Below are 12,451 nucleotides of genomic sequence, written 5' to 3'. Positions count from 1 at the left end.
CCGCGCACGGACGCCCAGCCCGCACAGAGGAACGGAACGGAGCGCAACCGACCGATGAATCCCGAGCGTTCACTGCTGCTCGTCGGCGCCACCGACGAGACAGTGGCCAAGGCCAGTCAACTGGGCCTGAAGGTCCTGCTGTTGCAACACCCCACCAAGATCACCGCCGAGCAGGAGCGCCTCGCCGACCAGGTGGAGATCGTCGACTACACCCGCTGGGACCTGGTCGAACCGCTGGCCGTACGGCTGTGGGAGAGCCCCGGCTTCGCCGCCGCCACCTCGATCACCGAACCGGGCCTGGAGAACGCCGCCCGCATCAACGACCTGTTCGCCCTCGGCGGCACCGGCCACGAGGTGACCCGCCGCTTCCGCGACAAGGCCGTCATGCGCGCGCACCTGGCCGGCCTCGACCCCGACGCCGTCCACGCCCGGCCGCTGCGCAGCCGCGCGGACCTGCCCGCCTTCGGCGAGCGCCACGGCTACCCCTTCATCGTCAAGCCGACCGACGCCACCGCGAGCATCGGCGTACAGCGCCTCGACGGGCCCGCCGACGCCGACCGGGTCTGGGCCGAGGTACGGCGGCTGTCGGGCACCAGGACCGACCGGGTGTCGACGCTGCTGCTGCTCCAGGACTTCCTGATGGAGGAGTACCTCGACGGCCCCGAGTACAGCGTCGAGTCGTTCAGCTCCGCCGGCCGCCATGTGGTCATCGCGGTCACCGAGAAGTTCACCGACCCCGCGCACTTCGCCGAACTGGGGCACGCCGTCCCCGCCCGGCTCGGCACGGCGGTCGAAGAACAGGTACGCATGTGCGTCACCGGATTCCTGGACCGGCTCGGCTTCCAGGACGGCGTCTGCCACACCGAGATCCGCATCGGCGCCCACGGCCCCCGGGTCGTCGAGAGCCACAACCGGATCGCCGGCGACGCCATCACCGACCTGGTGCACAGCGTCTACGGCATCGACACCGTCACCCTCGCCCTGGCCGCGCCCTTCGGCCTCGCCCCCCGGCTCCCCCGACGGCCCGAGGCGCACGGCGGGGCCGCCGTGCGGGCGGTGGTCGGCCGCCCGGGCGACGTCGTGGCGTCGGTCGACGGCGTGGCCGAGGCACAGGCCCTGCCGGACGTGCTCGCGGTACGCATCAGCGCCACGCCCGGGGAGACGGTACGGCCCCTGCGGGACAACTGGGACCGGCTCGGCCTGGTCGCCGCCGCCGGCGCGGACACCGCCGCCGCGATCCGACGCGCCGCCGAACTCGTCGGCGACGTGGTGAAGGTGTGGGTCGAGGACCCCGACGGCCGCCCGAGTCTGGCCGTCGCCGCGCCCGTGAGCGACCGGACGGTGATCCCGGCATGAGCGTCCTCGTCCTGCACCGCAACCCCTTCACCGCCTTCCCCTACCGCCGCTGGCTGGACGGCGACGCCCCCGGCATAGAGAGCCGCGCCCCCTACCCCGGTGACATCGTCGTCCTGGCCGCCCGCGACAAGATCGAGTCGGCCGGCGAGCAGCTCCCGGGCGACGCCGACCACGACTTCACCCACCTCGAACTCTTCGACACCCTCGACGACGAGCGGGTGCCGCACCGCGCGCTCGCGCTCGCCGAGCAGCACCGGATCACGCACGTCGTCGCCCACCACGAGGCGGACGTCGCCCTCGCCGCCCGGCTGCGCGAGCGCCTCGGCCTCGACGGGGCGTGGAGCGCCGACATCACGCCGTTCCGCGACAAGGCCCTGATGAAACGGCTGGCCCGGCAGGCCGGCATCGAGGTCGCCCCGCACACCGTGCCGGGCACCGCCGAGCAGGCCCGCGACTTCGCCGCCCGGCACGGGTTCCCCGTGGTCCTCAAGGACCGGGCGGGCTACAACTCCATCGGCCTGAGCATCATCGCCGACCAGGACGCACTGGAACTGCGGCTGGAGCAGGCCTACCGGGACGGCGCCCGCGACGACCTGCTGATCGAGGCCTTCGTGCCCGGCCGGATGTGCCATGTCGACGGACTGGTGGTGGACGGCCGCACGGTCGCCGCCTGGCCCTCCCAGTACCAGTACGACCTGGCCTCCTTCGGCACCGACCCCGGTCCGCGCGTCGATCTGACCCTGGACGTGGACGACCCGCTCACCCCCCGGCTGCTCCGGCTGATCGAGCAGACCCTGACCGCCCTGAAGCCCGCGGACTCCCGGCTGCGCACCCACGCCTTCCACGCCGAGGTCTTCCACACGCCCGACGACCGGCTCGTGCTGTGCGAGATCGCGGCCCGCTCGGGCGGCGCCAAGGTCCGCGAGGTCTTCGAGGTCCTCTTCGGGATCCGGCTCGCCGTGCACGTCACCCGCGCGGAGGCCGGTCTCCCGCTGCCCGCGATCGAGGGCGCCGTGGACGACCGGGGGGCGCTGCGGCCCCGCTGCATGTCCGGGCAGGTCCTCACGATGAAGCGGCCCGGCCTGGTCCGCTCGCTGCCCGCCGTCCCCGACGAGGAGTGGGTGCGGGGCTTCTGGCTCTTCGCCGAGGAGGGCCAGGTGATCGCTCCCGCCTCGGGCTCCGCGGACTTCCTCACGGCGGCCGTGGGTTCGGCCCCGACCCGCCGCGAGTGCGAGCGCAGACTGCGCGCCCTCGGCGCCCGGATCGACGCGGGGACGAAGATCGTGGCGGTGGCGTCATGAGGCCGCAGCTGTCGTCCGTCCGCTTCAAGTACATGGCGGGCATGGTCGTCGACGCCACCGGCAGCGGTATGTACGTCCCGCTGTCGCTGCTCTACTTCCACCACGTCACCGGCCTCTCGCTGACCCAGGTCGGCGCCATCGTGACGACCGCCTCGGTGATCGGCCTGGTGAGCAACCCGATCGCCGGCGTCCTCATCGACCGCTTCAGCGCCCGCGCCGTGCTGGTGGGCGGCTACGTGCTGCGCGCCTCCGCGTTCTGCGTCTATCCCTTCGTCGACAACGGCGTGGCCATGTTCGCGGTGGTGCTGCCGGTCGCCCTCGGCGACACCTCCTACCCGCCGGCCATCCAGTCCTTCGTCGCGGAGATCGTGCGGGGCGCCGAGCGCGACAAGCTGCTCGCCCTGCAACGCAGTCTGCGCAACGCCGGGATGGGCGTCGGCGGCCTCCTCGCGGGCGCGGCCCTCGCCCTGGACGACTCCGGGTTCTACGTCGTCGTCCTCGGGGCGGCCGCCGGCTATCTCGTCGCGGCCTGGCTGCTCAGCACGATCCGCCCCGCTGCCCCGGCACAGCCCTCGGGCGGCCGGGTCTCCCGCAAGGGCGGCTACCGGATGGTGGCGCGCAACCGCCCGTTCCTGGGCCTGACGCTCCTGAACATCCCGACGGCCTTCGCCTACATGGTGCTGTCCGTGGCCCTGCCGGTGTACCTCACCCGGGAACTCGACGCGCCCGTGTCGCTGGTGGGCATCGTGTACGCGGTCAACACGGTCGGCATCGCCCTGCTCCAGATCCCGGTCACCCGGTTACTGGTCGGGTACCGCAGAACGCGTGCGGTGGCGCTCGGCGCGGCCGTCTTCGCGCTGTCCTTCGTCACCTTCGCGGTGCTCGGCGGCCTGTCGACCGGGGCCGCACTGATTGCCGGCGTGTTCGCCGCGACCGCCCTGTTCACGGCGGGCGAGCTGCTGCACGGCGCCACGGCCTCCGCGCTGGTGGCCCAGGCCGCGCCGGAGGAGACCCGCGGCCGTCATCTCGCCGTCTACCAGCTGTCGTGGGCCGTGCCCATCGCGCTCGCCCCGACCGTGCTCACCGCCCTGCTGTCGCTGTCGGCCACCGGGATGTGGCTGCTCCTCGCGGCGGGCGCGGCCGGCTCCGCGCTCGGCGTGCTGCGCCTCGAACCCGGGCTGCCCCCGGCCGCGGTGCATCCCGTGCCCCCCGAGGCCGAACCGGGCGTGTCCGAACCCGGCCCCACCAGAAAGGTTGCGTGACCCATGGGGATGTTCAGTTGGCGTGTGCTCGGCGAGGAGGACCCGGAGTTCGCCCGGGAGGAGGCCGCCGGGCAGAGCGGTCTCGTCAGCCAACTACGCCCGCTGATCGTGGAGTTGACCGAGCCCGGCGACCTGGTGTTCGATCCCTTCGCCGGCTGGGGCACGACCCTGGTGGCCTGCGCGGCCGAGGGACGGCTCGGGGTCGGCCTGGAGATCAACCCGGCCCGCGCGCAGGAGGCGGCACGGCGCGTCGCCCGCCACCCGGAGCAGCGCATGCTCTGCGGCGACGCCCGCACGCCCCCGCTCGAACCCGACAGCGTCGACCTGGTCCTGTGCGACCTGCCGTACTTCGGCACGGCCCTGGACCTCGAAGCGCCCGACCCGGGGCAGCTGTACGCGCTGCGCGACTACGACGCCTATCTGGCGGCGCTCGACGAGGCCTTCGCGGCCGTCGCACGGGTGCTGCGGCCGGGCGCCCATGCGGTCGTCGCCGTCCAGAACCGGCGGATCGCGGACCGGTTCGTCCCGCTGGCCTGGGACGCCGCACGGGTGCTCGGCCGCCATCTGACCCTGGGCGACGAGCGCGTCCACCTCTACGACTGGCCGGTCAAGGACGACGACGACCCGCTGCGCACCAACCGGTCGCACGAATATCTGCTGATGGCCCGCAAGTGAGGACGCCCGGGAAGTGAGGACGCCCGGGAAGTGCGCCCGCCCGGCCGGGCGGGCGCACCGGACGACGGTCAGCCCGCCCGCCAGGGCCGGAGCTTGTCGGGGTTGAGGACCGCCCAGATCCGCTTGATCCGGTCGCCCTCCACGTCGAACGCCAGCACCGACACGGAGACGCCGTCCACCTGGGCGACCAGCCCCGGCTGACCGTTGACCGTGCTCTCCAGCAGCATCACGTCGGGCACCGCGTCCATCCGGCCGGCGAAGAAGTGCGCGATCTGCTCCGCGCCCTCGACCGGGCGGGGCGCGGCCGGGACGAGTCCGCCGCCGTCGCCGGTCGCCGTGGCATCGGGCGCGAGCAGCCCGATGAGGGCGTCGATGTCCTTGGCCTCCCAGGCCTGTTTGAAGGCCCGGACGGTGTCGGCGCGCAGGGCGGCCGGGGCCGCGGCGGACTGCGACGCGCGGATCCGGCGGCGGGCCGACGAGGCCAGCTGCCGGCAGGCCGTCGGCGTCCGGCCGACGATCGCGGCCACTTCGGCGAAGGAGTAGCGGAAGACGTCGTGCAGGATGAACGCGACCCGCTCGGCCGGGGTCATCAGGTCGAGGACGACGAGGAAGGCCATGTTGATCGACTCGTCGAGGGTGATCCGCTCTGCCGGGTCGGCCGCGGCGGTGCCGCCCCACCGCCCGCTGACCCACTGGCTGCCGTCCGGCAGCGGCTCCGGGACCCATTCCCCGACGTAGCGCTCCCGTCGGGCCCGGGCCGAGCCGAGCAGGTCGAGGCAGATGCGGCTGGCGACCGTCGTCAGCCAGGCGCCGGGCGTCTCGACGGCCTCCCGCTGCTGCGGCGACATGGCGTACCAGCGGGTGTAGGTCTCCTGCACGACGTCCTCGGCCTCGGTCAGCGAGCCGAGGAGCCGGTAGGTGAGATTGATCAGCTGCTGCCGCTCGCTCATGATCGCGCTCAGGCTCGGATCGGGCCTGCCGTGCTCGGACGCGGACGGGTTGGTCATGGTGTCGCCGGCTCCCTCGGTCGCTCTGCCCCCGTTCAGTTCGACGAGACAGGGCGGCGGAATGTGAGTCGGGCGCCGCGTCGCCTCACATCGCGCAGGGCTGCGTCGTCGTAACTGATGAACGGAAACCCTATCCCGGTGATGAGAGAAGGAAACCGATGTCTGAATCTGTGAATGTCTCGATCATTTACTACAGCTCCACGGGCACCGTGCACGCGTTGGCGCAGGCGGCCGTCGAGGGTGCGGAGCAGGCCGGCGCCAAGGTGCGGCTGCGCAAGGTGGCGGAGACGGTCGCACAGGAGGTGATCAACACCAGGCAGGAATGGGTCCAGCACCTCGAGGACACCGCCGACGTCGCCCAGGCGACCATCGACGACGTGGACTGGGCGGACGTGGTGCTGCTGGGCACTCCCACCCGTTTCGGCAACCCGGCCAGCCAGCTGCGGGCGTTCATCGAGACCACGGGTCCCCTGTGGTTCCAGGGCAAGCTCGCAGGCAAGGTGTACTCGGCCTTCACCAGCTCCAGCACCCCCCACGGGGGCCAGGAGTCCACCCTGCTCGCGCTGTCGAACACCTTCTACCACTGGGGCGGCGTCATCGTGCCCCCCGGCTACACCAACCCGGTCCAGGCCCAGCAGGGCAATCCCTACGGCGCCTCGCACGTGGTCGCCGGCGGCGCGCCCGGTGAGGAGTCCCTGGGAGCGGCCCGCCACCAGGCCCGCCGCGCGGTCGAGATCGCGGCCGCTCTCAAGGCCGGCCGCGCGGCCTGATCCGAACGGAGTTCATGGGCGGCTGACCGCCGAAGACTCCACCGCGCCCACGGTCGCCGCCGCCGACGACTGCCGTCGTCGGCGGCGACAAGGCACCGGCTCATTCCCTCGCCAGGAGCTGGGCCGGGGCGATCCGGGACATGGTCCGGACCGGGATGGACAGGACACCGCAGACCAGGACGACCCCGGCCAGCGTAGCCAGGAGGGCGGCTTCGGCCATGAGCAACAGCCGTCCCTCCCAGAGCCCCTGACCGATCATCAGGACCGTGGACAGCCCGGCGACGGCGCCGGTCAGGCCGCCCAGCAGGGCGAGGGCGGCGCCTTCGTACAGCGCGAGCCGGCCGAGTTCGCGCCTCGACCAGCCGGCCGCGCCGAGCACGGCGAGGTCGGCCGCGCGCTCCCGCTGGGAGAGGACCAGGACGTCCACCGCGCCGGCCGCGCCGAGCAGCAGGGACAGGGCGACGCTGAAGTAGTCGGCGGTACGGGCCTGGGCGACGACGGCGTTGCCCAGGAGCGAGCCGGCCACCTCGCCGCGGAAGGCCAGGGTGAGGGAGAGCAGCACCGTGAACGCGGCCACGCCGAGGGCGAGTCCGGCCGCGCCGAGCACGGTGCGGCCGGGCGTGCGCAGCAGGTTGTTCAGCGCGAGGCCGATGACGGTGCGAACGGTGGCCGCGCGGCGCGTGCCGGTCACGGCCGGCAGGACCGCGTCCAGCGGCCGGACCCGGGTCGCCCGCCACGCGGGCAGCGCGCCGGCGGTCAGCGCGAGCAGCAGGGCGACGGGCAGGACGAGGGCCGCCTTCGCCGCCGAGGTGGGCAGGCCGAGCAGGGCGCCCAGGCCGTAGGCGAGGAGGGCGCCGAGCGTGCCCGCGGCGAGTCCGATCGCCGCCAGTTCACCGAGGATGAGCCGGAGGATCTCGGACGCGCTCCAGCCGACGCAGCGCAGGGTGCCGATCTCGGTGCGGCGCGAGCGTACGGACGCGAGCGCGGCCTGCGCGAGGAAGAGTCCGCAGACCACCAGGACCAGGCCGAACAGCACCGCGCTCTTGGCGTCCACGGCCCGCAGGATTCTCAGGGCGACGCCCTTGGCGACCCAGTACTCGGTGACCTTGACGTCGCTTGGCAGGGTCACGGTCTGCGGGGCGGGCGAGGTGCCGACGGTGACGTCCACCTGGAGCGTCGGGTAGGCGGTACGGATCTGTCCGGCGACGGAGTTGACGCGGGCGCGCGAGGCGGGATCGACTCCGGTCACTCCGGCCACCCGGATGCGGATGGCGCTGACCGGTGCTTTCTCCTGCGCGGTCGGCTTTTTGCGGCTATGGGTGAGGACGGAGAGCGAGTCGAGGGTGGTGAGCAGGGTGGGCGGCGGGCTGAGGTAGCCGCCGAGGTTGCGGTCCGGGCGCAGTGGTCGGTTGCCGAGGGCACTGCGGGAGGTCTGGTCCGCGCCGGTGACCTGGGGGGAACGGTAGGTCTCCAGGGGAACTTGGGATAAGGGGGAGAAGCCGTGCAGTTTGTCGGTGTCGTAGCGGCCGACGATGTTCAGGACCGGTGTGGGACCGCGTCCGGCGTTCTCGTTCGTGCACGTCTTGAAGGCCATGCAGTCGGTGGAGGCGTGGGGCGTGACCTCACGGAACTGGGTAGCCGTGTTCTCCTCCGGGACGTTCTCCGTCAGGTCGTTCTCGTAGTTGGTGTTCCACAGGCCGGGGGGCTGGGCGGGCTTGGCCCGGACGGCGAGGCCGTCCTCGGTCTTGCTGTAGTCGACGGGGCCGACGGTCCAGTACAGATCCGCCACCAGGTTCTCGGCGTCCCTGACGGTGCGGAAACCGGTGGCGAGGTCGGCGGTCACCTCGCCGACGGGGCTGCCCTTCAGGCCGTTGACGTAGTCATGGGCCCGAGGGCCGGCCAGCTCGGCGGGCAGGGCGGCGGGATCGCCGACGTCGAGCCGCTGGACGGTGGCGTTCAAGGCGCCGGCGGTGAGGGCGCGGCTGCTGAGGATGACGGGGACCTGGTAGTCGTGCTGCCGCTCGGCCTCCACGGGGTTCTGGTCGAAGGCGTCGGGCCCCCAGACGGGCTTGTCCTCGTCGGTGAGCTTCCGGCCGGAGGTGACCGCGCCGCCCAGACCGACGAGTCGGTCCTCGGCGACCGGGTCGATCGCCGACAGGAGCACCGGGTAGGCGACCGGGATCTGTGCCGTGGCCTTGCCGTCGCCCGGTACGCAGGTCATCTGGGAGCGGGCGTCGGGCGTGAAGGCCGTCTCGGGGACGGGGTTCCACTGGAACAGTGGTTGGGGCAGCCGTTCACCCAGGTTGTCGAAGGTGTCCCCGTTCTTGTCCTCGTTGTAGAACCAGCACACCGCGTACTTCTTGTCGTCGGCGATCTCGTGCTGGAGGCCCGGCCAGATGGTCTCGGCCTCGTTCCACTTGTCGTACGTGACGATCGGGTTGCGGGTGAGGTAGACGTACTGGTCGGCCATCGGGTAGGTGCCGAGCCCGGCCTTCAACGTCGGCGTGAGGCGCAGGAGTTGGGCAGGTGCGTCGCTGTCGCGGAATGCGGAGACGTCCACCGGGACCGTGCTCTGCACCATGAGGTAGCCGACGTTGGCGACCGGTGCGGCGGTCTCGACGCCGGCGAAGGACTTGACGCGTTCGTACTGGGCGAGGGTGATACCGCCGAAGATGCCGGACAGGAAGTTGGCCTCGACCAGGCCCTGTTCCTTCTCGATGTCGGTGCCGGTGCCCGGCGGGCGGACCAGTATGTCGTAGGCGGAGCGGGCACTGTCCTCGACCAGGCCGGTGGTGTGGGCCTGGCTGGTGGTGACCGTCGAGGTGAGCAGGGTGAAGCTGGTGGCGGCGACCAGGATTCCGGCGGCCAGGCCCAGGGCGCGGGAACGGCGGCGCCAGAGCTGGGAGCGGATCATGCGGATCACGGACGCAGCCCTCCGAGACGGTCGAACACATCGGTCGCGGGGGTCAGTTGTTCGTCGGCCACGACCCGGCCGTCGCGCAGCCGCACGATCCGGTCACAGCTCACGGCGACCTCGGGGTCGTGCGTGGTGAGCAGCAGGGTCATGCCGTAGCGCTCGCGCAGCGACAGCAGCAGGTCGATGATCTCCCGGCCGGTCGCGCTGTCCAGATTGCCGGTCGGTTCGTCGGCGAGGAGCAGACCCGGGCGGTTGATCAGAGCGCGGGAGACGGCGACGCGTTGCTGCTGGCCGCCGGAGAGTTCGGAGGGCAGCGCGTCGGCGCGGGCCGCGAGACCCACCGCCTCCAGCAGTTCCATGCCCCGGGCTCTGCGGTCGAAGTCCACGCGGCGGGGCAGCACCGGGGCGAGCACATTGTCCAGCACGGTGAGCGCGGGCAGCAGGTGGAAGCGCTGGAACACGAATCCGATACGGCGTCGGTGCGCGTCCAGCCGACGGGGGATCAGTTCCTCTCCGTCGACCTCGACGGTTCCCTCGTCGGGCCGGTCCATGCCGCCGATCAGGTGCAGCACCGTGGACTTTCCGGAACCGGAGGGGCCGGTGACCGCGACCGCCTCGCCGTCGTCGATGTTCAGATCGACGGCGTCCAGGGCGACCAGCCCCGGATACCGGCGGGTCACGCCTGTCAACCTCACACCCACGGAGCACTCCTCATACATTGCGACAATGCAGCGGTACATTGTCACAATCCAGGAGGTGTGTAAATTGCCGCTGCACCACGCCGTGCTCGCCCTGCTGACCGAGGGCGAGAGTCATGGTTACGAACTCAAGGGCCGCTTCGAGGAGGCCATCGGCCCGCAGTGGGGCGGCCTCAACATCGGCCACCTCTACCAGATCCTGGACCGGCTGGTCCGCGACGGACGCGTCACCCGGTCCCAGATGGCCCAGACCGACCGGCCCGACAAGACGCTCTACCGGCTCACCCCTTCCGGGCAGGAAGAGGTGCTGCAGTGGGCCACCAGCGCCTGGGTGCGCACGGGCGGGTTCCGCGACGAGCTGTTCCTCAAGCTGTTCGGCGCGAGCACGCTCGGCACCCAGGCGCTGGACGCCTTCGTCACGGCGCAGCGCCAGACCTACCTCTCCGAGCTCGCCGGCCTGACCCGGCTGCGGCGCACCCACGCCGGCGACCCGCTGATCTCCCTCCTCCTCGACGCTGCCATCGGCCACACCAAGGCCGACCTGGAGCTGGTCGAGGGCGCGGCCGAGCGACTCGCGCCGGTGGCCGAGACGGCGGCCCGCGCCGACAAGGGCACCGCCGAAGCGGACCGCCGCCGCCCGGCCTGAGCGAACTCACCCGCGGGCCCGATGCCTCGCGGCGTGAGCATCAAGGCATCGCGTCCGCGCCCAGCCGCGACGGCCCAGACCCTGGCCGGTCTCGACCTGCCCCCGCAGGAGGTCCTGCACCACCTGGACGAGCAGGCCCAGCGGCTGGGCACGGACCGCATGGCGACCTGCCTGTACGCGGTCTACGACCCGGTCTCGCCTCCGCCGCCGGTTTTGCTGCACCTGGGCGGCCAAGCCGAGGTGCTGCGGGTGCCTGTCATCCAGTCCTCGCGGGCCTGTTCGATCTCGGCCCGGGTGCGGCCGACGAAGTTCCAGAACATATCGAACTTCGTTGCTGTTTTTGCAGGTCAGCGCTCTTCTGGCTGGCTGCCGGTCAGCAAACCGTCAGCATCAGTCGGTGGAGTTGGTTGGCCGTGGCGCAGGATTCGTTGGGGAAGAGGCGGGCTTCTCGACCCAGGACAAGGCCATCGAGCGCCTGTTGGAGATCTACAACGAGAAGAAGGCGACCCCGCAGGCTCAGACGAAGGCGGAGCGTATCCGGAAGTACGGGGCGATGCGGTTCGAGGAGTACGCCGAGGAGTGGAAGGCCGGGCAACGACACCTGGCCGAGGCCTCGGTACGGCACCTCGACTCGCTCCTGGAGCATCATCTCTACCCGGCACTCGGGAGCCGACGGATGGACTCCTTCGACCACAAGGTGGTTGACGGCTTCATCCGCACCATGGAACGCAGCGGCGCTGGTCTGGCCACTCAGTCCAACGCCTTCGACAAGCTGCGCGCGATCCTCCTCGACGCACAACGGCTCGGTGTCTTTCCCGACAACCCGGTGGTCGGCGTGAAGCCGCCGCAGTACAACCCTGAACGGGCCGTGATCCCGTCTCCCGAACAGTTGCGCGCGATACGCGCCGCAGGCGATGACGCGTTCATGTTGATCGTCGACCTGATGAGCGGCTGCGGTATGCGCAACGGTGAGGCGGCGGCGGTGAACCTCAACAACATCGTGGCCGAGGACGTGTATCGGGTAGCTGAGCAGGTCATCATGTCCACCCGGCGGCACGGACCTCTCAAGCACCGGAAGTTGGGTGAGTACCGAGATGTTCCCCTCCCCGCTCGGGTAAGAGAGACGATCAAGTGGTACACCGAGACGCATGGAACCATCGACGGATACCTGCTTCGACAGGCCACGGACCCCAACAAGCCGTATCCGCACTGGGGGGTGGGAAATCAGTGGCGTCGGATCAAGGCAGCGGGCGAGGTGGACATCCCGTCAGGGATGGTGCTCTACGGGAACCGTCACTTCTTCGCGTCGAACTGCCTGAGCAACGGCGTCCCGATCACGGACGTGGCTGAGTGGATGGGACACAAGAGCGTCGATATCACCTTCAAGGTGTACCGGCACCTTATGCCCGGCTCGATCAGCACGGCAGCGAAGGCGCTCAACCGTAGCCTCGCTGATTGAGCTAGAGGCTATGGATGGCTGAGGGGGCGCGTAACGTGGCCGGGATCCGTTGCCTGGTGTCTGCCGGGACGGGATGCTCACGCCAACGGCCTCATTGCTGAGGGTGGCACTGGTGGGTCCGGTCTTCGAGACCTCAACGGCCGACGCCTCCAAGGCGGTCACCGCCTGTCGGCTGCCCTTCGTGGGCCAGCCGCTGGGGTCGGTCACCGGCCGGCACGGACACCGGGACGACGCGAGCGGCAAATCCACCGCTTGGCCGGTACGGCGTGGGAGCACAGCGCAGCTCCCACGCCGGACAACGCGGGTTGTCTGCTAGGAGGGTGGGTCAGTAACGGGTAGGCGATCAGTTGGCCGTGATCG

10 protein-coding genes and 1 pseudogene are annotated in these 12,451 nt (G+C 71.2%); 8 read left to right on the top strand and 3 right to left on the bottom strand.

Features of this window, described 5'->3' with window-relative positions:
- The first annotated feature begins 54 nt into the window (after positions 1 to 54).
- Genes ACWCPF_RS19555 through ACWCPF_RS19540 form a run of 4 tightly spaced genes read left to right on the top strand, consistent with a single transcriptional unit; the run spans position 55 to position 4,594 of the window.
- Positions 55 to 1,356 carry an ATP-grasp domain-containing protein gene (locus ACWCPF_RS19555; protein ID WP_451046290.1) on the top strand — a complete coding sequence of 434 codons (1,302 nt, stop codon included), beginning with the start codon at positions 55 to 57 and terminating at the stop codon, positions 1,354 to 1,356.
- A complete protein-coding gene (locus ACWCPF_RS19550; RefSeq protein WP_451046289.1) occupies positions 1,353 to 2,657 on the top strand; it encodes an ATP-grasp domain-containing protein in 1,305 nt (434 codons plus the stop codon). The genes ACWCPF_RS19555 and ACWCPF_RS19550 overlap by 4 nt, the downstream gene beginning before the upstream one ends.
- On the top strand, positions 2,654 to 3,919 hold the full coding sequence (locus ACWCPF_RS19545) for an MFS transporter (protein WP_451046288.1): 1,266 nt from the start codon (positions 2,654 to 2,656) through the stop codon (positions 3,917 to 3,919). The genes ACWCPF_RS19550 and ACWCPF_RS19545 overlap by 4 nt, the downstream gene beginning before the upstream one ends.
- 3 nt (positions 3,920 to 3,922) lie before the next feature.
- Complete coding sequence (locus ACWCPF_RS19540; protein WP_451046287.1) at positions 3,923 to 4,594, top strand: TRM11 family SAM-dependent methyltransferase; 672 nt, start codon at positions 3,923 to 3,925, stop codon at positions 4,592 to 4,594.
- A 68-nt stretch (positions 4,595 to 4,662) separates the two neighbouring features.
- Here ACWCPF_RS19540 and sigJ read toward each other — a convergent pair whose 3' ends face one another.
- The gene (gene sigJ / locus ACWCPF_RS19535) at positions 4,663 to 5,601 is read right to left on the bottom strand and encodes an RNA polymerase sigma factor SigJ (protein ID WP_451046286.1); all 939 of its coding nucleotides are present in this window, start codon (positions 5,599 to 5,601) and stop codon (positions 4,663 to 4,665) included.
- A gap of 158 nt (positions 5,602 to 5,759) precedes the next feature.
- On the opposite strand from sigJ, the gene wrbA reads away from it, so the two are divergent.
- Positions 5,760 to 6,371, top strand: coding sequence for an NAD(P)H:quinone oxidoreductase (gene wrbA / locus ACWCPF_RS19530; RefSeq protein WP_451046285.1), 612 nt, complete (start codon positions 5,760 to 5,762; stop codon positions 6,369 to 6,371).
- Positions 6,372 to 6,471: 100 nt separating this feature from the next.
- Here wrbA and ACWCPF_RS19525 read toward each other — a convergent pair whose 3' ends face one another.
- Together ACWCPF_RS19525 and ACWCPF_RS19520 are read right to left on the bottom strand one after the other, a co-directional pair.
- The gene (locus ACWCPF_RS19525; protein ID WP_451046411.1) at positions 6,472 to 9,285 is read right to left on the bottom strand and encodes an FtsX-like permease family protein; all 2,814 of its coding nucleotides are present in this window, start codon (positions 9,283 to 9,285) and stop codon (positions 6,472 to 6,474) included.
- Positions 9,286 to 9,290: 5 nt separating this feature from the next.
- A complete protein-coding gene (locus ACWCPF_RS19520) occupies positions 9,291 to 10,007 on the bottom strand; it encodes an ABC transporter ATP-binding protein (protein ID WP_451046284.1) in 717 nt (238 codons plus the stop codon).
- 7 nt (positions 10,008 to 10,014) lie between these two features.
- Here ACWCPF_RS19520 and ACWCPF_RS19515 point away from each other — a divergent pair, with 7 nt between their 5' ends.
- The 3 genes and pseudogenes from ACWCPF_RS19515 to ACWCPF_RS19505 all read left to right on the top strand — a co-directional run bounded on the left by ACWCPF_RS19515 (position 10,015) and on the right by ACWCPF_RS19505 (position 12,091).
- Positions 10,015 to 10,632: a PadR family transcriptional regulator gene (locus tag ACWCPF_RS19515; protein ID WP_451046283.1), complete on the top strand. Its 618-nt coding sequence runs from the start codon at positions 10,015 to 10,017 to the stop codon at positions 10,630 to 10,632.
- A gap of 69 nt (positions 10,633 to 10,701) precedes the next feature.
- Positions 10,702 to 10,887 (top strand): annotated as a pseudogene (locus ACWCPF_RS19510) (SpoIIE family protein phosphatase); the annotation flags it as partial.
- A 76-nt stretch (positions 10,888 to 10,963) separates the two neighbouring features.
- On the top strand, positions 10,964 to 12,091 hold the full coding sequence (locus ACWCPF_RS19505) for a tyrosine-type recombinase/integrase (protein ID WP_451046282.1): 1,128 nt from the start codon (positions 10,964 to 10,966) through the stop codon (positions 12,089 to 12,091).
- The last annotated feature ends 360 nt before the right edge of the window (positions 12,092 to 12,451 follow it).

The sequence above is a fragment of the Streptomyces sp. NPDC001858 genome, from assembly GCF_053594615.1.
The sequence above is the reverse complement of the archived record's forward strand: the minus strand, read 5'-3'. Positions and strand labels throughout refer to the sequence as shown.

Bases quoted from the DNA above. Each gene is read 5' to 3' on its own strand.
- ACWCPF_RS19555 (WP_451046290.1), top strand. From the start codon at position 55: ATGAATCCCGAGCGTTCACTGCTGCTCGTCGGCGCCACCGACGAGACA.
- ACWCPF_RS19550 (WP_451046289.1), top strand. From the start codon at position 1,353: ATGAGCGTCCTCGTCCTGCACCGCAACCCCTTCACCGCCTTCCCCTAC.
- ACWCPF_RS19545 (WP_451046288.1), top strand. From the start codon at position 2,654: ATGAGGCCGCAGCTGTCGTCCGTCCGCTTCAAGTACATGGCGGGCATG.
- ACWCPF_RS19540 (WP_451046287.1), top strand. From the start codon at position 3,923: ATGGGGATGTTCAGTTGGCGTGTGCTCGGCGAGGAGGACCCGGAGTTC.
- sigJ (WP_451046286.1), bottom strand. From the start codon at position 5,601: ATGACCAACCCGTCCGCGTCCGAGCACGGCAGGCCCGATCCGAGCCTG.
- wrbA (WP_451046285.1), top strand. From the start codon at position 5,760: ATGTCTGAATCTGTGAATGTCTCGATCATTTACTACAGCTCCACGGGC.
- ACWCPF_RS19525 (WP_451046411.1), bottom strand. From the start codon at position 9,285: ATGATCCGCTCCCAGCTCTGGCGCCGCCGTTCCCGCGCCCTGGGCCTG.
- ACWCPF_RS19520 (WP_451046284.1), bottom strand. From the start codon at position 10,007: ATGTATGAGGAGTGCTCCGTGGGTGTGAGGTTGACAGGCGTGACCCGC.
- ACWCPF_RS19515 (WP_451046283.1), top strand. From the start codon at position 10,015: ATGCAGCGGTACATTGTCACAATCCAGGAGGTGTGTAAATTGCCGCTG.